This window comes from Dactylosporangium sp. NPDC050688 (assembly GCF_040654515.1).
Lineage (GTDB): Bacteria > Actinomycetota > Actinomycetes > Mycobacteriales > Micromonosporaceae > Dactylosporangium.
On sequence record NZ_JBFAIC010000005.1, the window covers coordinates 216815 to 236802 of the forward strand.

At 74.5% G+C, this 19988-nt stretch carries 18 protein-coding genes; 11 read left to right on the plus strand and 7 right to left on the minus strand.

The genetic code is table 11. From position 1 onward, the window contains the following. Position 1 precedes the first annotated feature (1 nt). From AB0H83_RS07905 to AB0H83_RS07920, 4 genes are all read left to right on the plus strand, one after another. Positions 2–1255 carry a VWA-like domain-containing protein gene (locus AB0H83_RS07905; protein ID WP_360088638.1) on the plus strand — a complete coding sequence of 418 codons (1254 nt, stop codon included), beginning with the start codon at positions 2–4 and terminating at the stop codon, positions 1253–1255. A gap of 77 nt (positions 1256–1332) precedes the next feature. Next, positions 1333–2013 carry a hypothetical protein gene (locus AB0H83_RS07910; RefSeq protein ID WP_360088641.1) on the plus strand — a complete coding sequence of 227 codons (681 nt, stop codon included), beginning with the start codon at positions 1333–1335 and terminating at the stop codon, positions 2011–2013. Continuing rightward, the gene (locus AB0H83_RS07915) at positions 2010–3809 is read left to right on the plus strand and encodes a histidine kinase (RefSeq protein WP_360088644.1); all 1800 of its coding nucleotides are present in this window, start codon (positions 2010–2012) and stop codon (positions 3807–3809) included. Before AB0H83_RS07910 ends, AB0H83_RS07915 begins: the two co-directional genes overlap by 4 nt. Continuing rightward, positions 3797–4456, plus strand: coding sequence for a response regulator transcription factor (locus AB0H83_RS07920; RefSeq protein ID WP_360088647.1), 660 nt, complete (start codon positions 3797–3799; stop codon positions 4454–4456). The genes AB0H83_RS07915 and AB0H83_RS07920 overlap by 13 nt, the downstream gene beginning before the upstream one ends. A gap of 269 nt (positions 4457–4725) precedes the next feature. On the opposite strand, the gene AB0H83_RS07925 is transcribed toward AB0H83_RS07920, so the two are convergent. Beyond that, positions 4726–5652, minus strand: coding sequence for an SDR family oxidoreductase (locus AB0H83_RS07925; protein WP_360088650.1), 927 nt, complete (start codon positions 5650–5652; stop codon positions 4726–4728). An 84-nt stretch (positions 5653–5736) separates the two neighbouring features. On the opposite strand from AB0H83_RS07925, the gene AB0H83_RS07930 reads away from it, so the two are divergent. From AB0H83_RS07930 to AB0H83_RS07940, 3 genes are all read left to right on the plus strand, one after another. Then, positions 5737–6351, plus strand: coding sequence for a TetR/AcrR family transcriptional regulator (locus AB0H83_RS07930; protein WP_360088654.1), 615 nt, complete (start codon positions 5737–5739; stop codon positions 6349–6351). Positions 6352–6404: 53 nt separating this feature from the next. Then, complete coding sequence (locus AB0H83_RS07935; RefSeq protein WP_360088657.1) at positions 6405–7319, plus strand: PAC2 family protein; 915 nt, start codon at positions 6405–6407, stop codon at positions 7317–7319. 473 nt (positions 7320–7792) lie between these two features. Then, positions 7793–8623 (plus strand): phosphoribosylaminoimidazolesuccinocarboxamide synthase, encoded by an 831-nt coding sequence (locus AB0H83_RS07940; protein WP_360088660.1) that lies wholly within the window; start codon positions 7793–7795, stop codon positions 8621–8623. A gap of 80 nt (positions 8624–8703) precedes the next feature. Here the strand turns inward: AB0H83_RS07940 and AB0H83_RS07945 are convergent, their stop codons facing one another. Beyond that, positions 8704–9774 carry a D-alanine--D-alanine ligase family protein gene (locus tag AB0H83_RS07945; protein ID WP_360088663.1) on the minus strand — a complete coding sequence of 357 codons (1071 nt, stop codon included), beginning with the start codon at positions 9772–9774 and terminating at the stop codon, positions 8704–8706. Beyond that, positions 9767–10954, minus strand: a complete 1188-nt coding sequence (alr, locus tag AB0H83_RS07950; RefSeq protein ID WP_360088666.1) for an alanine racemase — start codon at positions 10952–10954, stop codon at positions 9767–9769. The genes AB0H83_RS07945 and alr overlap by 8 nt, the downstream gene beginning before the upstream one ends. Before the next feature lie 153 nt (positions 10955–11107). Here alr and AB0H83_RS07955 point away from each other — a divergent pair, with 153 nt between their 5' ends. Then, positions 11108–12931, plus strand: coding sequence for a histidine kinase (locus tag AB0H83_RS07955; RefSeq protein WP_360088669.1), 1824 nt, complete (start codon positions 11108–11110; stop codon positions 12929–12931). Beyond that, entirely contained in the window at positions 12895–13536 is a 642-nt protein-coding gene (locus AB0H83_RS07960) for a response regulator transcription factor (protein WP_360088672.1), read from the plus strand. The genes AB0H83_RS07955 and AB0H83_RS07960 overlap by 37 nt, the downstream gene beginning before the upstream one ends. Here AB0H83_RS07960 and AB0H83_RS07965 read toward each other — a convergent pair. The 3 genes from AB0H83_RS07965 to AB0H83_RS07975 all read right to left on the minus strand — a co-directional run bounded on the left by AB0H83_RS07965 (position 13504) and on the right by AB0H83_RS07975 (position 17224). Beyond that, a complete protein-coding gene (locus AB0H83_RS07965) occupies positions 13504–15150 on the minus strand; it encodes a WxcM-like domain-containing protein (protein ID WP_360088675.1) in 1647 nt (548 codons plus the stop codon). The two genes, AB0H83_RS07960 and AB0H83_RS07965, sit on opposite strands and share 33 nt — an antisense overlap. Positions 15151–15154: 4 nt before the next feature. After that, positions 15155–15397 (minus strand): DegT/DnrJ/EryC1/StrS family aminotransferase, encoded by a 243-nt coding sequence (locus tag AB0H83_RS07970; protein ID WP_360088678.1) that lies wholly within the window; start codon positions 15395–15397, stop codon positions 15155–15157. Between the two features lie 342 nt (positions 15398–15739). Beyond that, positions 15740–17224 carry a hypothetical protein gene (locus tag AB0H83_RS07975; RefSeq protein ID WP_360088681.1) on the minus strand — a complete coding sequence of 495 codons (1485 nt, stop codon included), beginning with the start codon at positions 17222–17224 and terminating at the stop codon, positions 15740–15742. A 90-nt stretch (positions 17225–17314) separates the two neighbouring features. Here AB0H83_RS07975 and AB0H83_RS07980 point away from each other — a divergent pair, with 90 nt between their 5' ends. Next, entirely contained in the window at positions 17315–18334 is a 1020-nt protein-coding gene (locus AB0H83_RS07980) for an ROK family protein (RefSeq protein ID WP_360088684.1), read from the plus strand. 46 nt (positions 18335–18380) lie between these two features. On the opposite strand, the gene AB0H83_RS07985 is transcribed toward AB0H83_RS07980, so the two are convergent. Next, complete coding sequence (locus AB0H83_RS07985; RefSeq protein WP_360088687.1) at positions 18381–18947, minus strand: hypothetical protein; 567 nt, start codon at positions 18945–18947, stop codon at positions 18381–18383. A gap of 71 nt (positions 18948–19018) precedes the next feature. On the opposite strand from AB0H83_RS07985, the gene AB0H83_RS07990 reads away from it, so the two are divergent. After that, positions 19019–19987 carry a pirin family protein gene (locus AB0H83_RS07990; RefSeq protein WP_360088780.1) on the plus strand — a complete coding sequence of 323 codons (969 nt, stop codon included), beginning with the start codon at positions 19019–19021 and terminating at the stop codon, positions 19985–19987. The last annotated feature ends 1 nt before the right edge of the window (position 19988 follow it).

Genomic DNA, 19988 nt, shown 5'->3' on the forward strand with positions numbered 1-19988 from the left:
TGTGCCCGCATCACCACCCGGCGCCGTGACCGGGGACGCGCCGGTCACGGCTGAGGAGGATGTCGTGCCGGCGGCGCGGGCGCTGGACCGCACGAAGCTGCTCGCGGCGCGGTATCGGGCGGCGATGCTGCGGCCGTATCTGGCCACGGCCCTGTATGCGCTGTCGGTGGTGCCGAGCCGGCACCTGTCGACGATGGGCGTCGACCGGCGGTGGCGGCTGTATGTCTCGCCCGAGTTCGTCGACACGCACGGCGTCGAGGAGCTCGCCGGGGTGTGGGTGCACGAGGTGGCGCACCTGCTGCGCGACCACCACGGGCGGGCCGACCGGCTGCCGGTCGCCGACCGCGCCGACCACCTGCGGGTCAACCTCGCCCAGGACTGCGAGATCAACGACGACCTCGTCGCCGACCGGCTCGCGCTGCCGGCGTCGCGGGTGGAGCCGTCGACGTTCGGGCTGCCGGAGGGGCGGCTGTTCGAGGAGTACCTGGCCGGGGTGCCGCACACGCACACGCACCACGTGCAGTGCGGGTCCGGCGCGCACGGCCTGCCCGTCCACGGCGAGATCGGCGACGACGCCGGACCCGGCGTCCGCGACGTGGAGGCGGTCACGATCCGCCGGCAGACCGCCGACGCGATCCGCGCCCACGTCCGGTCCCGGGGCACGGTGCCGGCCGGCTGGCAGCGCTGGGCCGACGAGATCGCCGAGCCCGTCGTCGACTGGCGCCGCCTGCTCACCGGCGCGCTGCGCCAGGCGGTCGCGTGGGCCAGCGGCGCGGTCGACTACACCTACGCGCGGCCCGGCCGCCGCACCGGGGCGATGCGCGGCGTCGTCCTGCCGAGCCTGCGCCGGCCGCTGCCGCGGGTCGCGGTCGTCGTCGACACGTCCGGCTCGATGGGCACCGACGACCTGGCCGCCGCGTTGAGCGAGGTGACCGGCGTGCTGCGCACCGTCGGCATCCGCGGCAACCGGGTCACGGTCGTGGCCTGCGACGCCGACGTGCACGCCGTCACCCGCGTGGTGAAGACTGAGCAGGTGGAGCTCGGCGGTGGCGGCGGCACCGACATGCGCGTCGGCATCGCCGCGGCGCTGCGCTCCCCCGACCGGCCGCAGATCGTGGTCGTCCTCACCGACGGCGGCACCCCGTGGCCGGACGAGCCGACCGCGTGCCGGCTCATCGCGGGCCTGATCGGGCCGAACCCGCCACAGCCACCCGCCTGGGTCGAGTCCGTGCACATCACCCCGGCAGCGACGTAGAAGGTTGCAGCGGCATGGGGGACGCGACGACTTTCGGAGACTGTGCGGGGGCCACCGGCCTGCCTACCGTGGGTCACATGGCAGAACACGACCTTGGGCTCACGCGCGCCGACCGGTGGCTGATCTGGGTGGGGTTCCCCCTGGTCGGTCTCGCCGCCGGGTGGGGGCTGCCGGTGCTGGCGCGGTGGCTGCTGCGGCTGCCGTGGGTGCCGTTCAGCGGGCCGGTGCGGCTCGTCGCGGCGCTCGACGGGGGGTTCGGGCGGGTCGCCCTGATCGGTGCGGGGCTGCTGCTCGGCCTGGTGTTCGCGTTCCTCGCCGTGCACGAGACGCTGCGGGTCACGGTCGCCGACGCTGAGCTGCGGCTGCGCCTCGGCGACACCACCCGCACCGTGCCGCGGGGCGCGGTCACCGCCGTGTTCGTCGACGGGCGGCACCTGGTCGTGCTCGACCGGGAGTCGCGGCAGGTGGTCCGGGAGCGCCTGGAGGGCGCCGGCAACGCCCGCGTGGGCAGGACGTTCCGCGCACACGGCTACCCGTGGCTGGAGCGCGACCCCTACGCGGACCTGTTCCGCCGCTGGGTGCCGGACCTGCCGGACCTGCCGGGCTCGGTCAACGCGGTCCTCGCCGCGCGGGCGGTCGCCCTGACCAACAAGAGCCTCACCGACGCCGCCGAGCTGCGCGACGAGGTCCAGAAGCTCGGCTACACGGTCCGCGACGACGGCACCACCCAGCACTGGCGTCCGCTGGTGCGCTCATGAGCCCGCCCGACCGCCGCAACGCCCAGCCGAGCGCAGACACCGCCGACACCGCGCCGTCCAGCACCGCGGCGTCCGGCAGCGCGGCGTCCGGCAGCGCGGCGTCCGGCAGCGCGGCGTCCGGCAGCGCGGCGTCCGGCAGCGCGGCGTCCGGCAGCGCGGCGTCCGGCAGCGCGGCCACGACCGACGGCACCGCCACCACATCCAGCACCTCTGCCACCGGCGGCACCATCTCCACCATCGGCGGCGGCACCACCACGCCCGTTACCGGCGACATCACCGTGTCCACGGCTGCGGCCACCGGCGGCGCTGCGGCCACCGGCGGCGCTGCGGTCGCCGGCGGCGCTGCGGTCGCCGTCGACACCGCCGGCGGCGTGGTGGCCGGGAGCAGGGCGCGCAACTTCGCGGTCGACGTCAGCGTGTTCGTCATCTCAGCGTTGACGATGGTCGTGGCGGCGGCGTCCGGGCTGGACAACGGCAGCCTCAGCGATGAGCGGCTGCTGCTGTCGACGGCGGTGTCGCTGCCGGCGCTGGTGCTCATCTGGTGGCGGCGGCGGTGGCCGGTACACGTGGCGCTGCTGCTGCTCGTCCCGGCTGCGTTGACCGACTTCGCGGGCGGGGCCACGACGATCGCGGTGTTCACGGTGGCGGTGCACCGGCCGTTCCGGGTGGCGGTTGCCGTCGCGGCGGCGCACTTCGTCGTGCCGGTGCCGCTGACGCTGCGGTACCCGGACCCTGATCTGCAGATCGTCGGCACCAACACGGCGGCCCTCGCGATCCTGGCGATCGTCGTGGCGTGGGGCGTGACGGTCCGCGCGCGGCGGGAGCTGGTCGCGTCGTTGCGGGTGCGGGCGGTACGCGCCGAGGCCGAGGCCCAGCAGCGCGCCGACCTGCTGCGCGGCCTGGAGCGGGAGCGGATCGCCCGGGAGATGCACGACGTGCTCGCGCACCGGATCTCGCTCATCAGCCTGCACGCCGGTGCGCTGGAGATCCGGCGGGACCTGACCCGGGAGCAGGTCGCGGAGACCGGCGGCACGATCAGGGCCAGCGCGCACCAGGCGATGGAGGAGCTGCGCGAGATCCTCGGCGTGCTGCGCACCAGCGACCACGACGAGCTGCGGCCGCGCCAGGACCTGGCCGACCTCGACGAGCTGATCGACGAGGTACGCCGCGCCGGCACCCCCGTACACCTCGACAACCGGCTCGCCGCCGACGGCGCCGAGTCCGCGCGGACGCTGCCCGCGACGGTCAACCGGACCGCGTTCCGGCTGGTGCAGGAGGGCCTGACGAACGCCCGCAAGCATGCGCCGGGGGCGGCGGTTGCCGTACGCCTGGACCGGACCAGCGCCGGTGAGCTGCACGTGTGGCTGCGCAACCCGCTGCCGGCCCACCCGGCCCACCCGGCGCGCCCGGCGCTGCCGGGCGCGCGGTCGGGGCTGGTCGGGCTCGCCGAGCGGGTCGCCTTGGCCGGCGGCCGCCTGGAACACGGCCCGCGACGCTCCGGGCCCTGCCCGCAGCCGGACGCCCCCGCCGGGCCCGGCGACCTGGCCGGGGCGCCCGCGCCGCCGAGCCCGCCGGCACATCCCGGCCCTCCCGCGCCGCCAGCGCATCCCCGCCCGCCCGCGCCGGCGGGCCCGTCGGCACATCCCGGCCCTCCCGCGCCGACGGCGCATCCCCGCCTGCCCGCGCCGGCGGGCACCGTGGCACGTCCGGACGCGGTGGCGCATCCCGGCTCGCACGGGGTGCAGTGCGGTGAGGTCGGGTTCCACCTGGAGGCGTGGCTGCCGTGGCCGGCGTGATCCGGGTCGTGGTCGTCGACGACGACGCGCTGGTGCGGGCGGGGCTCGCGATGGTGCTCGGGGGCGACCCCGGGCTGGAGCTCGTCGGCGAGGCCGGTGACGGCGCGGCGGCGGTCCGGGTGGTGCGCGCCAGCCGGCCCGACGTGGTGCTGATGGACATCCGGATGCCGCGGTTGGACGGGCTCGCCGCGCTCGAGGCGCTGCGGGCCGAGGGGGTGCCGGGGGCGGTGGTGGTGCTGACGACGTTCGACACGGATGACCACGTGCTGCGGGCGTTGCGGCTCGGGGCGCACGGGTTCCTGCTGAAGGACACCCCGCCGCTGGCCATCCTCGACGCGGTGCGGCGGGTCGCGGCGGGCGAGCAGATGCTGTCGCCGTCGGTGGTACGCCGCCTCGTCGACCACGTCGTCCGCGACGACACCGCCGGACGCCGGGCGGCCGCGGCCCGGGCACTGGAGGCGTTGACGCCGGCGGAACTGAAGGTGGCCGAGTCGGTGGCCGAGGGGCGTTCCAACGCCGAGATCAGCGCGGCGCTGTTGATGAGTGTGGCGACGGTGAAGACGTACGTCTCGCGGATCCTTGCGAAGCTCGGCTGCACCAACCGGGTCCAGGTCGCGATCCTCGTCCATGAGAGCCGCACGGGCTGAGTGCACCCGGCATCCCCGCACGGGAACTCAAGCACACGGGTACGACAGAAAACCCGGCCGACGTCACCGGCCACAGCATCAGCTTCGGCACGGCCGGCGCGCACCACCCTCACGCACGGGCATCCGGCGGTCCTCATCCCGCCAGCCGTCCCGCCAGCCGGACGACCGTCATGATCCAAGTCGCGTCCCGGCCATCCGGGCGACCACGACACGACTTCGATCAACCACGCAAGATCACCAGCGAGCCGGCCGCGCCCGCCCGGGAACGGCTAGCGGCGGTGGTAGCGGTCGGCGATGAAGCCGGGCGACAAGGGCTCGCCGGGCACCGGCAGGCGGGCCGCGGTGTTGGTGCCGAAGCCGCGGCGCAGGCTGCGCACCTGCTCCTCCATGGCGGGGACACTGGTGCGGGCCTGCCGTTCGACGACGCGCTCGGCGAGGCGGCTGCCGATGAACGTGCGCAGCCAGTACACGACGGCGACGCTGCGCGGCACGAAAACCTTGCGGTGGCGGCGTTGCAGGGCGTCGACGAACGCCTCGGCGCAGCGCTGCACCGAGGTCGTGGAGCCGAGCGGGGGCGGCAGCCTGCGCAGCGTCTCGCGGAACGTGGGCATGTCATCCTGAGCGTCGCGCACGAGGTCGGTGTCGATCCAGGACGGGTGGGCGGTGCCGACCCGGACGCCGTGGTGGGCGACCTCCAGGCGCAGGGCGTTGCCGAGGTGCTCCACGCCGGCCTTCGAGGCGCAGTACGGCACCATGCCGGGCAGCGCGGCGAACGACGCGGCGGAGGCGACGATGAGCAGGTAGCCACGGGACGCGATGAGGTGGGGCATGACGGCCGCGGCGGTGCGCAGGACGCCGATGAGGTTGACCTCGACGGTGCGGACCAGGGCCTCGACATCGCCGGTCGCCACGGTGCCGCGGCTGGCGACACCCGCGTTGGCGACGACGGCGTCGATGCGGCCGTGCGCGGCGACGGCACCGTCGACGGCGGCGGTGAGGCTCGCCTGGTCGGTGACGTCGCACGGGAACCACGCGGCCCCGTCCAGTTCGGCGGCGAGAGCGGCGAGCCGGTCCGGCTCCAGCCCCACCAGGACGACCTTGGCCCCTCGGGCGGCGGCGAGGCGGGCGGTGTGCTCGCCGATACCCCGCGCGGCGCCGGTGATCAGCACCACCTGACCGGTCAAGCTCTGCTGCACCGTGGGGCCTCCCGTCGGCGGTACCGTTCAGTACCAGGCAAACTAACACCCACGGACATTCTGGCGAAAGGCCGAGGCACGCGCATGACGAGTACGAGGACCGCCGACGAGGTCCGGGAGGCCCTGACCGGCGGGCTGGCGGCGGCGATCGCCGACAAGGGCTACGCGGCGACCACGATCGCCGACGTGGTCATGCATGCGCGCGTGTCGAAGCGCACGTTCTACGAGCACTTCACCGACAAGGAGGCGTGCCTCATGGCGCTGTACGAGCAGGGTTGCGTGCACCTGCTCGCCGTCGTCAGGAGCGCCGCCACCCGCAGCGGCAGCTGGAAGAGCATGGTCAACGACGGGGTGACCGCATATCTGAACGCGCTGGAGAGCATGCCGGCGGTCACCCGCACGCTGCTGGTGGAGATCCAGGCGGCCGGCCCGAAGGCGTACCGGCTGCGCCAGCAGATGCAGCGCCGGTTCGCCGATACGCTGGTGGAGGTGGTCGATGCGGCCCGCGCCGCGGACCCGGCCATCCCGAAGCTGTCGCAGCTGCTGGCGATCGCGCTGGTAGGAGGGGTGCACGAGATGATGTTGCAGGTCTCGGACCCGTACACCGGCGCAGGGCCCTCGTTCACGTCTCTCGCTCCGGCGGTCGACGAGCTGGTGTACGCGATCCTCACGAATCCCTGGTCCGCCGGGATGGAATGATCGAGCGCGCCAGCAGGTTGCAAGCGTCACCAAACCGAGGAGGCTGCGTACCGGTGCTCAACCCCAGCGAGCTCTACACGCTCACCGAGGACCTGCCGGCCGTCGACCGGCCGGTGCTCGTGCACGCGCTCACGGGCTTCGTCGACGCCGGCAACGCGAGCCGTCTCGCCCGTGAGCACCTGCTGACGGTCGGCTCCCCGCGGACCGTGGCGACGTTCGACCTCGACCAGCTCTACGACTACCGCAGCCGGCGCCCCGCGATGCTCTTCGTCGAGGACCACTGGGAGCACTACGAGCAGCCCCGGCTGCTGCTGCGCGTCCTGCGCGACGCGACCGGCACCGAGTTCCTGCTCCTCGACGGCCCCGAACCCGACCTGCAGTGGGAGCGGTTCACCGCGGCGGTCATCGAGCTGATCGAGCGGTTCGACGTCCGCGCGACGGTCGGCCTGACCGCGATCCCGATGGCCGTGCCGCACACCCGCCCGACCGGCGTGACCGCGCACGGCACGAGCCGCGACCTGATCGCCGGCTTCGAGCCGTGGCTGCAGCGCGTCCAGGTCCCGGGCAGCGTCGGCAACCTCCTCGAGTTCAGGATCGGCCAGCAGGACCGCGACGCGTTCGGCTTCGCCGTACACGTGCCGCACTACGTGGCGCAGGCCGAGTTCCCATCGGCGGCGGAGAAGCTGCTCAGCTGCGTGTCGGAGGCGACCGGCCTGCAGCTGCCGACCGAGGAGCTGCACGCGGCCGCGGAGACGGTCCGCGCCGAGATCGACGTGCAGATCGCCCAGGCCGACGAGGCGGCGTCGCTCGTGCGGGCCTTGGAGGAGCAGTACGATGCGTACACCCGCGGCCGGCAGGGCAACAACCTGCTCGCCGACTCCCCCGCGCCACTGCCGACAGCGGACGAGATCGGCGCCGAGCTGGAGCGCTTCCTGGCGGAACAGACCCGCAACGACGACAACCCGTAGCCCGTTCCCTGGTGACAGCCGGTGCCGCTACGGGGTGTGACGGCCTCGGAGATCAACTTGCAGTCGTGGAGTACCGTGCTGTTAGGCGGTCGGCACGCATCGGGATCCGGCCGGCGCCGGACGATCCAGGCTTGGACGGTGTCAGGCCCGGACGGCGCCGGATGGTTCAGGCCTGGATGGGTTCAGGCCCGGACGGTGTTAGGCCCGGACGGCGAGGTCGGCGGCGAGGTCGGCGGTGACGACGGCGGTGACGGCGACGACGACGGCGGCCCGGACGCGGGTGACAGGGTGGAGGAGGCCGGTGCCGGTGCCGGTGCCGAGGAGAGTCCGCCTGGAGCTCGGGGTGGATCAGCCGGCGGCGGGTGTGCGGCACGCCGCTGCCCCTGCGGTGAGGGCCGTCCAGGGCCGCCGCACCCCTGAGATCGAAGCGCACCCGTGAGATCGAAGGCAGTCCAACCGTTAGGCTGGCGGGCGTGAAGCTGCTGCACTCGGGCAAGGTCCGCGACGTCTACCTCGACGGCGACGACCTGATCCTCGTCGCCTCGGACCGCATCTCCGTCTACGACGTGGTGCTGCCCACTCCGATCCCGGACAAGGGCGCGGTGCTGACCCGGCTGTCGCTGTGGTGGTTCGAGCAGCTCGCCGACATCGTGCCCAACCACGTGGTGTCCGCCACGGACGTGCCCGCCGAGTTCGCCGGCCGGGCGATCCGCTGCCGCCGCCTGGACATGGTGCAGGTCGAGTGCATCGCCCGTGGGTACCTGACCGGCCTGGGCCTGACCGAGTACCGGCGCGACGGCGCGGTCAGCGGCATCACCCTGCCCCCGGGTCTCGTCGAGGCCGACCGGCTGGAGGAGCCGATCTTCACCCCGACGACGAAGGCGGCCGTCGGCGAGCACGACGAGTTCGTCACGTTCGACGACGTCGTCGCGCAGGTCGGCAAGGAACTCGCCGACGAGCTGCGGGACCTGACGCTGCGCATCTACGCCCGTGGCCGGGACATCGCCGCCGAGCGGGGCATCATCGTCGCGGACACCAAACTCGAGTTCGGCCGGGCGCCCGACGGCACCCTGGTCCTCGCCGACGAGGTCCTCACCCCCGACTCGTCGCGCTTCTGGCCGCTGGACGAGTGGGTCCCGGGCCGCACGCAGCACTCCTTCGACAAGCAGTCTGTGCGTGACTGGTCGCGCGGCACCGGCTGGGACCAGACGGCGCCGGGGCCGCAGATCCCCGCCGATGTGGTGGAGCGCACCAGGTCACGCTATGTCGAGGTGTACGAGCGGCTGACCGGCCTGACGTTCTGAAGCGGCGCCAGAACCAAGCGCCAGGCCCCAGCGCCAGGCCCCAGGCCCCAGGCCCCAGGCCCAGGCGCAAGCGCCGGGCGTCACGCGTCCAGCGCGGGCCTCGGGCGGCGGGCCAGGGCGGTGGCGATGAGCACGTCGAGCAGCGCCGGGTAGTCCAGGCCGGCGACCCGGAACATCTGCGGGTACTGCGACACCGCGGTGAACCCGGGAAACGTGTTGACCTCGTTGATGACCGGCTCCGTGCCGAAGCGCAGGAAGAAGTCGACCCGCAGCAGCCCCCGGCACTCCAGGGCGCGGAACGTGCGCACCGCCAGGTCCTGCAGCCGCTCGATGATCTGCGGCTCCAGCTTCGCCGGGATGTCGAAGATCGTCGTCGGGTCGAGGTACTTGGCCTCGTAGTCGAAGAACTCGTGCTTGTCCGGGAAGCTGATCTCCAGGGGCGGGCCGACCTGCAGGGATCCGTCGGGGTGCTCCAGGACGCCGAGGTCGACCTCGCGGCCGTGCACCATCTCCTCGACGAGGACCTTCGCGTCGCTGGCGCGGGCCTCGGCGAGGGCGGCGTCCAGCTCGGCCCAGTCGTCGACCTTGGACACGCCGAGGCTGGAGCCGGCCCGGGACGGCTTCACGAACACGGGCAGCCCGAGCCGCTCCCGCTCCTGCACCGACACGGTGCCGGCGCCGCCGCGCAGCACGACCCCGTCGGCGACGGGCAGCCCGTCGGCGACGAGGAGCCGCTTGGTGAACTCCTTGTCCATGCCGGCGGCGCTGGCGAACACGCCGCTGCCGACATACGGCAGGCGGACCATCTCCAGCACCGACTGGATGGTGCCGTCCTCGCCGTAGGGGCCGTGGATGGCGGGGAACACCACGTCGCACTCGCGCATCGCGACGATGGCGCCGGCGAGGCTCGCGAGCGCGGGCGCGTCGGTCTCCTTGGTCAGGGCGAGCAGGCCTTCCAGGTCGAGGGCCTCGGGTGAGTCGGCGTCGCGGCCGAAGACCCAGGTGCCGCTGGGCGTGATGCGCACCGGCACCACCTCGTAGCGGCCGCGGTCGAGGAACCGCACGATGCTCAGCGCCGACTTGCACGAGACCTCGTGCTCGCCGCTGCGCCCTCCGAAGACGACGGCGACGCGGGTGCGACGTTCAGCCATGCGGTTGCTCCTCACGGGACTGCTCCGCGACACCGCCGGACGGCGCCGCGTCGTTGCCGATGTACGTTCGCGCGACGCCGGACGGCGCCGCGTCGTTGCCGATGTACGTTCGCGGGACGCGGGCGCCGATGCCCGTCAAGATCTCATGCGGGTTGGTCTGCGCCCACGCCGCCCACTCTTCCACGGTCGGCTCGGCGCCGTCGCCCGGGCCGAACAGCACGATCTCGTCACCGAGGGCGACGTCGAGGTCGCCGGCGTCGACGACGAACTGGTCCATGGCGACCCGCCCGGCGATCGGGCAGCGGACCCCGCCGATCGCGACGGCGCCGCGGTTGCTCAGCAGCCGGGGCACCCCGTCGGCGTACCCGGCGGGCACGAGGACCACGGTCGTGTCCCGGTCCGTCACGTACTGGTGCAGGTAGGACACCCCGGTGCCGGGCGGGACGCGTTTGACGTTGACGGCGCTGGCCCGCAGCGTCATGGCGCGGCGCAGCCCGGCGACGACGCCGTCGATCGGCTCGACCCCGTAGAGGGCGAGGCCGGCGCGGACCAGGTCGTAGTGGGCGGCGGGCACGTCGACGATCCCGGCCGAGTTCGCCAGGTGCCGCAGCGTCGGGGTCAGGCCCGCCTTCGCGGCGACGGCGAGGGCCTCCTCGAAGCGCTCGAGCTGCCGGGGCACCGACGGGTTGCCGGGGTCGTCCGCGGACGCGAGGTGCGACCAGACACCGCGGACCCGCAGCGTGCCCTGCCGCTCCAGCTCGGCGGCCCGCCGCACCAGGTCGGGCCAGTCGGACCAGGCGACGCCGTTGCGGGTCAGGCCGGTGTCGACCTTGAGGTGGACGGTGACGCCGGGCGGCATCGCGTCGAGGTGTGCCGGGGTGGACACCGACAGGTCCACGCCGTGCCGGGCCGCCCAGGCGAAGTCGTCGCCGGTGCCGTAGAGCCAGGCGAGCACCGGCGCGTCGATGCCGGCGTCGCGCAGCTGCCGGGCCTCGGCGAGCGATGTGACGCCGAGCCAGCTGGCGCCGCTGGCGAGCACGGTGCGGGCGACCGGTAGCAATCCGTGACCGAACCCGTTTGCCTTGACGACCGCCATGGTGGCGGCGCGGGGGGCGGCGAGACCGGACAGGAGCCGCGTGTTGCGCGCCACGGCGTCGAGATCGACGATCGCTTCGGCCACTGGTTGCACGCCCCACCCCCCTGTCCCGCCGATCATAGTGGTCACCGTGCGTCACAGCAGTGTCGGTTACCCGCGGGGTGGGGCTAGGTGCACCCCCGGGACGGCGGTCAGGGCCGATGCGCGGGGCCGGGCCGTGGCCCGAGACTGGGACGCATGACCTGGGTGAGGGGTGTGTACCGCGGCGGCGTCCTGCTGGGCGTCGCGGTGGTGGTGCTGGCGCAGTTCCTGCTGTCGGTGGTGGTGATGGCGCCCGGGTTCCTGCTCGGCCTCGTCTTCCTGATCCCGCCGCCGGTGCAGCTGGGGCGGCGGCTGACGAACCGGTGGCGGGTGATGTTCGCCGCGTGGACGGGGCGGCTGGTGCCGGAGCCGTACCGGCCGCCGCCACCGCCGCCGGAGCCGGACGGGGACGGCCTGTACCGCCACGACACGACCCTGTACAAGACGCCGCGGTTCCCGCGGTTCTTCCGCCGGCTCGACTGGCTGATGAAGGACCCGGCGACGAAACGTGACCTGGTATGGCAGCTGTGGTTCCCGTTCGTGGTGCTTGCGGTCGTGCCGGTCGGGCTGCTGGTGGCGCCGTGGGCGGTGCGGCTCGTCGCGACCTGGTCGGCGTGGATGCTGTCGCCGATGGACCCCGGGCGGGCGGCCCGCCGGGAGCGGCGCAGCGCGCGCATCCAGCGGGCGCTGCTGGCGTGGGGGCGGGCGGCGCTGCTGGTGTGCTGCGCGGCGCTGGAGGTGCCGCTGCTGCTGTTCAGCCTGGCCTGCTTCACGCTCGGGTACGGGCTCGGTCTCATCTTCCTCATCCCGGTCGGCGTCGCGCATTTCCGCTGGCTGGCGAACCTGCGCCGGGAGTTCGCCGGGTGGGGCGGGGTGCGGGTGGAGCGGCCGTACGCGCCGCAGCTGCTGCCGCAGCGCCGCCCGGACGGGCTGCTGCAGGTGCGCAACAACCTGTACAAGACGGAGGCGATGGCGGCGTTCAACGCCCGCTGGCTGTGGACGTGGGGCGACGTCGCGACATGGCGGGACCTGGTGTGGCTGGCCGCCGACCCGGTCGTCACGGTCGCGCTGCTGGGCGTGCCGGTCGCCGCCGCGGTGTACGGCGCGTTCGGGCTGGCGCTGCCGTGGCTGTGGACGACGCTGTTCGGCGCCGAATGGTCCGCCTGGTACGGCGCGGTGGACGGTCACCGCACCGCGGGTCTGGTCGCCGGGGTGGCGCTGGTCGCGGCGGCGTTCGCCACGGTGGGGCGGCTGCTGCCGGTGCACGCCCGGTGGACGGCGCTGCTGCTGCGCCCGACCCGGGAGGCGGCGCTGCGGCTGCGGGTGGAGCAGCTGACCCGCAGCCGCGCCGACGCGCTCGACGCGCAGGCCGCCGAGGTCCGCCGGATCGAGCGGGACCTGCACGACGGCGCGCAGGCGCGGCTGATCGCGGTCGGGCTGACCCTCGGCGCGATCGAGCGGCTCATGGACACCGACCCGGCGGCGGCGCGCAAGCTCGTCGCGCAGACGAAGGAGACCGCCGAGGCGGCCCTGCGGGAGCTGCGGGACCTGGTCCGCGGCATCCACCCGCCGGTGCTGTCCGAGCGTGGCCTCGCCGACGCGGTGCGCGCCCTCGCCCTGGACACGGCCGCCGACGTGACCGTCGATGCCGGCGGCGGCCTCGCGGGCCGGCCGCCGGCGCCGGTCGAGTCGGCCGCGTACTTCGCCGTCAGCGAGCTCATCGCGAACGCGACCCGGCACGGCGGCGCGGCCCGGGTGCGGGTGGACCTGCACCACGACGCGGGGCTGCTGCGGGTCACCGTCACCGACGACGGCACCGGCGGCGCCGACCCGTCGCGCGGCACCGGTCTGCGCGGCATCGAACGACGGTTGGGTACCTTCGACGGGACCCTGACCCTGAGCAGCCCGCCCGGCGGGCCGACCGTCGCGACGCTGGAGCTGCCGTGCGTGTTGTCCTCGCCGAAGACCTCTACCTGTTGAGGGACGGCATGGTGCTGCTGCTGCGCAGCCACGGCTTCGACGTGGTCGCCGCCGTCGACACCGGCCCGGCGCTGCTCGCGGCGCTGCTGGAGCACCGTCCGGACGTCGCGGTCGTCGACGTGCGGCTGCCGCCGAGCTTCACCGACGAGGGCCTGCAGGCCGCCCTCGCCGCCCGGCGGGAGGTGCCGGGCCTGCCGGTGCTGGTGCTCTCCCAGCACGTCGAGCAGTTGTACGCGCGGGAGTTGCTCGCCGACGGTACCGGCGCGGTCGGGTACCTGCTGAAGGACCGGGTGTTCAACGCCGACCAGTTCGTCGACGCGGTCCGGCGGGTCGCCGCCGGCGGCACCGTGATGGACCCGACCGTCATCGCGAAACTCGTCGCGAAACCGTCGGCGGCCAGGGGCACGCTCACCCCGCGGGAGCGGGAGGTGCTGACGCTGATGGCGGAGGGCCGCTCCAACGCCGCGATCGGCAAGCAGCTGTTCCTCAGCGACAGCGCCGTCGGCAAGCACATCGCGAGCATCTTCGCCAAGCTGGACCTGCCGGTGTCCGACGACGACAACCGGCGCGTGCTAGCGGTGCTCGCCCACCTGCAGGGCGCCTGAGGAAAGCCGGGAGCCGGCGCCCGCGGTGGCTTCGGCCACGAACTCGGCGTGGTCGCGGATGTAGTCGGCGGCGTCGTAGTAGTGCGACGCGAACACCAGCAGCGCCGCGTCCGGCGAGTACCGGTACTGCGTCGCCCACGTCATGGGCGGCAGGTACAGCCCGGTCGCCGGGCTGTCCAGCAGGAACTCCTGCCGGGACACCCCGTCGTCGGCGACGACGCTGCAGCGGCCCTTCACGCAGATGAGGAACTGGTGGCACTCGCGGTGCGCGTGCTGGCCGCGGACCTTCTCGTTGGGCACGTCGAAGACGATGAAGTAGCGGCGCACCGGGAACGGGATGTCCCGCTCGAACTCCCCCACCGACAGGTCGCCGCGCAGGTCCCGCACGTAGTCGAGGCGGTGCACCGTGACCCCGCGGACCTTCGTGCCGTTGACCCGCTCGCCGAGAGGGCCGTTCACGCGCTCGTCGAGCACGCCGTTGGCCCGCTCGCCGAGTATGCCGTCGGCGCGCTCGCCGAGCGGGGTCTCGTGCGGCGCCGCCTGCGCCGGCACCGGCTGCGCGTCGACGTGCGCGTCAACATAGCCGGTGAGCCGGGCCGGGTTGCCCACGACGATCGCGTACGGCGGCACCGACCGGGTCACCACGGCACCGGCGCCGACCATCGCGTGCCGGCCGATGGTGACGCCCGGCAGGATCGTGGCGTTCGCGCCGATCGACGCGCCGGCCGCGACCGTGGTCCGGGCGAACGTCGCCGGGTACCGGCGGCTGCGCGGCATCCGGTCATTGGTGAAGAACAGCACGACGAGGATCGTCGCGGCGTAGCCGGGCACGTCGAACAGGCCGGCGAGGCGGGCCGACAGCACGACCGCGCCGAGGGTCAGCGACACCAGCAGCCCGGTGAGGCCGAACGTCATCAGCACCCGCACCGGCAGGTCCGTGAACGCGAACACGCTGTCCATGAGGTACGTGACCTTCTTGCGCAGCGTCCAGCCGGAGCCGCCGTGCACCCTGGCCCGGCGGGTGTAGGCGATCTGCCGGCGGCGGAACCCGAGCCAGAACAGCAGCGCCACCAGCGACGTGTTCGCCTCCTCGCACTGCAGCAGGCAGTCGCGGAACGCGCGGTTGCAGCCGAAGATGTCCACGCCGCCGGCCGGCATGTCCCGCACGACGAGCCGCCGGTACAGGCCCCAGAACAGGCCCGCGGTGAGCCGGCTGCCGAGCGGGTCGGCGCGGCCCTCGCGGGTGCCGACGACGACGTCGTACTCGTCGGCGGCGAGGGTGCGGAAGAACTCCAGCGCCAGCTCCGGCGGCTCCTGCAGGTCCGCGGCCATGACCGCGAAGTAGTCGCCGGTGGCGTGCTGCAGCCCGACGCGGATCGCGGCGAACGAGCCGAAGTTGCGTGACAGCAGCACCAGCCGCGCCGGGAACCGCTGCCGCGGCAGCATCGCCTGCAGCAGCTCCGCGGACCGGTCGGGGCTGCCGTCGACGACGAACACCGCCTCCAGCCGGCCGTCGAGGGCGTCGTACAGGCCGGCGACGGCGGCGAGCAGGTCCGGGATGGACCCTTCGTTGCGGTACACGGGGACGATCAGGCTGTACACGCGGCGACTCACGCCGTCACCTCCGCTCCGCTCCGGCGCCGCCGTGAGCCAAAACTGCGCCCATGGTTCGCGGCTCCTCCGCTGCGCTCCGGCCCGCTCCACGGAACGCGTCGAGCGCGGCGGCGACCTGGTCCACGTCGTCGTCGTCGAGCGCCGGGTGGCACGGGACGCTGAGGACCTCGGCGCACAGCCGCTCCGTGACCGGCAGCGTCAAGTCGTCGAACCGCCCGCGGTGCACCGGCTGGCGGTGGTCGGGCACCGGATAGGACCTCCACGACGTAGCCGGCGGCGGCACCGGCGACGACGTCGGCGGCGAGCCGGCCGGAGCGGCCGCGCAGGCACCGCCACAGCAGCAGCCCCGGCAGCACGATCCCGGCGGTGACCCAGGCGGCGAACGCGAGGGTCGTCGTCAGCGGTACCCCGTAGCACCGCAGTGTGGTCGCGGTCCCGGCGAGGCCGGCGGCGAGCGGCAGCAGCGACGCCACCCGCTGCCGGGCACCGTCGCGCGGACTGTGCCACCGGCCGGGCCGGGCACGGCCGGCGGTCGCCGGTGGCCCGCCCGGACCTGCGGCGGGGTCACGTGTCGCGTCCAGTGTCGTGCTCACTGCACCGCCCAACGGCACGGGCGCCGGGTGGGTCGCGCCGGATCACCCGTTCGCGGCACAGGCGGCCGGGGTCGCCGGCCCCGGCGGCAGCGGGTACGCGACCCCGGCGGCCGCGGCGGCGAACAGCGCGGCGGCGGCGAGCAGGACCGCCGCGGTGAACAGCAACGGCCCCCGCCACCGGCCCGGCGCGGCGCGCTCGCCCGGCGCCGTCTGCCCGCCCGGCACGGCCTGCCCGCCCGGCGCCGTCTGCCGCCCGGCACGGCCTGCTCGCCCGGCGCCGTCTGCCCGCGGGCGGGCGGGGTGAGCAGCGCGCAGCCGGCGACGCCGAGCAGCACCAGGGGCAGCGCGAAGCGGGTCTCGGTCGCCGACGTCATCAGCGACGCGCACACCCCGGCGGCCAGGACCGCGACCGCCCGCGCGCCCGGGGTGCGGCAGGCGGCGCCGATGCCCACGGCGACGATCAGCACGACCGGGACGGCCAGGGCGTACCGCTCCACGCCCGCCGCCGCGCTGTACGGCGCCGAGGCCGGCCACGCCAGGGCCGCGGCGACCTTCTCGACCAGGAACAGCGCCGAGCCGGGCAGGTTGCCCAGCAGCGCCCGGACCAGGTCGCCGGTCGAGCCGACCGGGTCGCCGGCGACCGCCGCGGCCATCGACGGGTCGCAGTAGAACTGCTGCGGCGCCCCGGTCGCCGGTTCGATCGTGTCGTACCGCACGACGTACGAGGCGTAGCCGGCCTGGAACCCGGCGAGGCCGGCGGTGCCGGGCGGGGTCGGGGCCGGCGGGTCGCCGCGCAGCAGGTTGTACGCCATCTGCGGCAGCGAACCGGCCACCGCGCCGGCCGCGGACCACAGCGCCGGCCGGACCCGCCGGGTCGCCACGACGAGCCCGCCGAGGGCGAGCAGCGGCAGCAGGTACGCGGGGCGCAGGTTGACCGTGACGGCCGCGGCGACCCCGGCGGCGAGCCCGCAGCCCGCCGGCGACCACCGGGCGGGCGGCCGCAGCGCCAGCCAGACGGCGGTGAGGAAGGCCGCGGCGGCGGGCAGGTCCATCAGCGGGTACGGGGCGAACCGGGCGGCGACCAGCCAGGTCAGCGGCGCGCACACCCAGACGGCGGCGGGCCGTCGCCGCCTGGCGACCGCCGGCAGCAGCAGCGCCCCGATGACCGCGACGAGCAGGGCGTTCTGCGTGAGCACCGCGGACCGGCCGGCGCCGGGCGCGAGGTGCTCGGCGAGGGCGGCCGGCGCGTACACCGCCGCGGTGAGCACGCCGCGGAGGTCCAGGTCGCCCTCGCGGGCGGTGCCGGCGGCGGTGAACAGGGCGAGGGAGCCGTTGAAGTAGCGGGCGGCGTCGTAGACGAACCCGGCCGCGGGCCCCTGCGCGACGGTCGCCGCGACCACCGCCGCCGCCGCGACCGCGGCCGTGCGCCGGTGCCCCGCCCACCGGGCGGCCGCCCGCCATTGCCGCTCCCGCACTGCCATGAGGTTCCAAACGATCGAGGGGCCCGCCCGGGTACGCCGTGCGGTACCGTGTTCGCCGCTTACCTTCGTCACTCCCGAGGAGCAGGACCGATGGGCATCGCGCAGGACCAGGTCGTGGTCGGCCTCGACAACGGTGGCACCGCCAACAACGCCACGGTGCTCGCCCACGACGGGACGTTCCTCGTCGATGGCCTGGTCGAGGTGCCCAGCCGCGTCCTGGAGGGTCCGGCGGTCGCGGTCGAGGCCCTCGCCGGGGCGTTCGACAACATCCTCGCCGTGACCAAGGTCGGCCGGGATCGGGTCGCCGCCGTCGGCCTGGACACCCCCGGCCCGGCCACCGCCGACGGGATCATCTCCTCGAAGGGCTCGACGAACTTCTCCCAGCAGGCGTGGTGGGGCTTCGACTTCCGCGGCGCCCTCGAGCAGCGCCTCGGGCTGCCCGTCGTCTACAACAACGACGGCAACGCCGCCGCCCTGTACGCCCACCACGTCCACTTCGGCGCGGAGGCCGGCAGCCGCTCCTCGGTGTCGGCGATCGTCGGCACCGGCCTCGGCGGCGGCGTCATCGAGCAGGGCAAGGTCGTCAAGGGCGCCGCCGGCATGGCGGGCGAGCTCGGCCACGTCCACATCCCGATGCACGGCCTGCTGGAGGAGGGGCAGCCGCTGCCGTCGTGCGGGTGCGGGTTCCTCGGCGACGTGGAGAGCGTCAGCTCGCTGACCGGCATCGTGCGCAACCTGCTGCCGTACTGGCTGACCCGGTTCCCGGACCACCCGCTGCACGGAGCCGAGTCGGTCCGCACCGCCGCGAAGCAGGTCCGCTCCTACGCGGAGCAGGGCGACGAGCTGGCGCTGCGCATCTTCGAGCAGCAGGCGATGGGCCTGGGCCGGCTCTTCACCATCTCCGCGAACTTCACCGACCCCGACTGCTACTTCGTCGGCGGCGGTGTCGTCGAGGCCGCCGCGCACTTCCGCGAGTGGTTCCTGGCGAAGGTGCGCGAGTACACGCTGCTGCGCGACGAGCAGGCGGCGGTCGCCACGTTCGCCCTGGTCCCGGACCGCGACATGGCCGGCGCCCGGGGCGCGGCCATCGCCGCCGCCGCCAGCCTCTGAGCCGCGCCACCCGCCACAGCCGGACCGCCACAGCCGGATCGCCCGCTCAGGGCTGCTCGACGGGGGCCGGGGCGCGGGCCACGTCCTCGCCGACCTGTGTGAGGACGCCCTTGTCGTCGCGCTGCCAGCGCCGGCCGCGGCTGTCGGTGAAGCACAGCTCGACGTGCATGTCGGCGGACGGGGCGAGCCGGATCGTGCCGTCGTCGTTGATCCGGTCGCGCTCGACCGGCCCCTCGGTCTGCTCCTCGTCGAACCCGGCGTACACCTCGGGCTGCTCCGCCGGCGGCACGATGCGGACCCGGCGGATCGCGGTCCAGGCGGCCGGCGGGTCCCGGAACACGATCTCCAGGTCGTAGACCGGGGTCTGCCCGGCGTTGCGGACCGCGGCGCCGACCACGCCCCGGGTGATGATCTTCTCGAACGTCTCGCGCTCGCTGACCGCCCATGCGCAGACCCGCTCGGCGTCGGCACGCGCCTCGGCGAGCCGGTACGCGGCGAGCAGCTCACCGGCGGTGGCCGCGGCGGACCGTACGGAGCGCAGCGCCTGGAAGGCGACGTACACCGCGGCGCCGGCGGCCAGGACCGCGAGCACCGCCACCACAAACCCCATCACAACGGACAAATTACTCGCATCGCGCCTGGCTGGGAGCCCGGACGGCGGGAGACAATGGCCCGGTGAGCAACCTGGAGCCCCTGCCCGCCGAGCAGGACCTGCCCGCCGACACCCGCACGGCCCCGTGCGCGGAGCTGCTCGAGGGGCGCGACGTGCCGCTGGGCCGCCACACCGTGGTGCGCCGGACCCTGCCGAACAAGACCCGCCGGACCGTCGGCGCGTGGTGTTTCCTGGACCACTTCGGCCCCGAGGACGTCACCGCCGGGCCGGGGATGCGCGTCCCGCCGCACCCGCACATCGGGCTGCAGACGGTGAGCTGGCTCTTCGACGGAGAGATCCAGCACCGCGACAGCCTCGGCTCCGACGTGCTGATCCGCCCCGGCCAGCTCAACATCATGACGTCGGGGCACGGCATCGCGCACTCCGAGGACTCCCCCGCCGGCAAGCCGCCGCTGCTGCACGGGCTGCAGCTGTGGGTGGCGCTGCCCGAGGAGGCGCGCCACCAGCCGCCGCGGTTCGAGCACCTGGCGGACCTGCCGGTCGCCGAGATCCCCGGGGTCCGCATGACCGTGGCGGTCGGCTCGCTGGGCGGCGCCACGTCACCGGCAGGGGTGCACAGCGAGCTCGTCGGCGCCGAGCTGGCGGTCGCCACCCGTACCCCGGCGGAAATCGAGATGGATCCGGCCTTCGAGCACGCGGTGGTGCTGACCCACGGCAGCGCCCGGGTCGAGGGCGTCGACGTGACCGCCGGCTCGCTGCTCTACCTGGGCGCCGGGCGCGCGTCGCTGCGCGTCGAGGGCGACGGGCGGCTGTTCCTGCTCGGCGGGGTGCCGTTCGAGGAGGACCTGGTCATGTGGTGGAACTTCGTCGCGCGCACGCACGAGGAGATCGTGGCGGCGCGCGACGAGTGGGAGGCGGCCCGGTCCGGGCTGGGCAGCACGCCCGCGCGCTTCGGCACGGTGCCGGGCGGGCAGGAGCCGCTGCCGGCGCCCGCGCTGCCGACCACCCGGCTCCTGCCCCGCCCGAGGTCCCGCGGTTAGG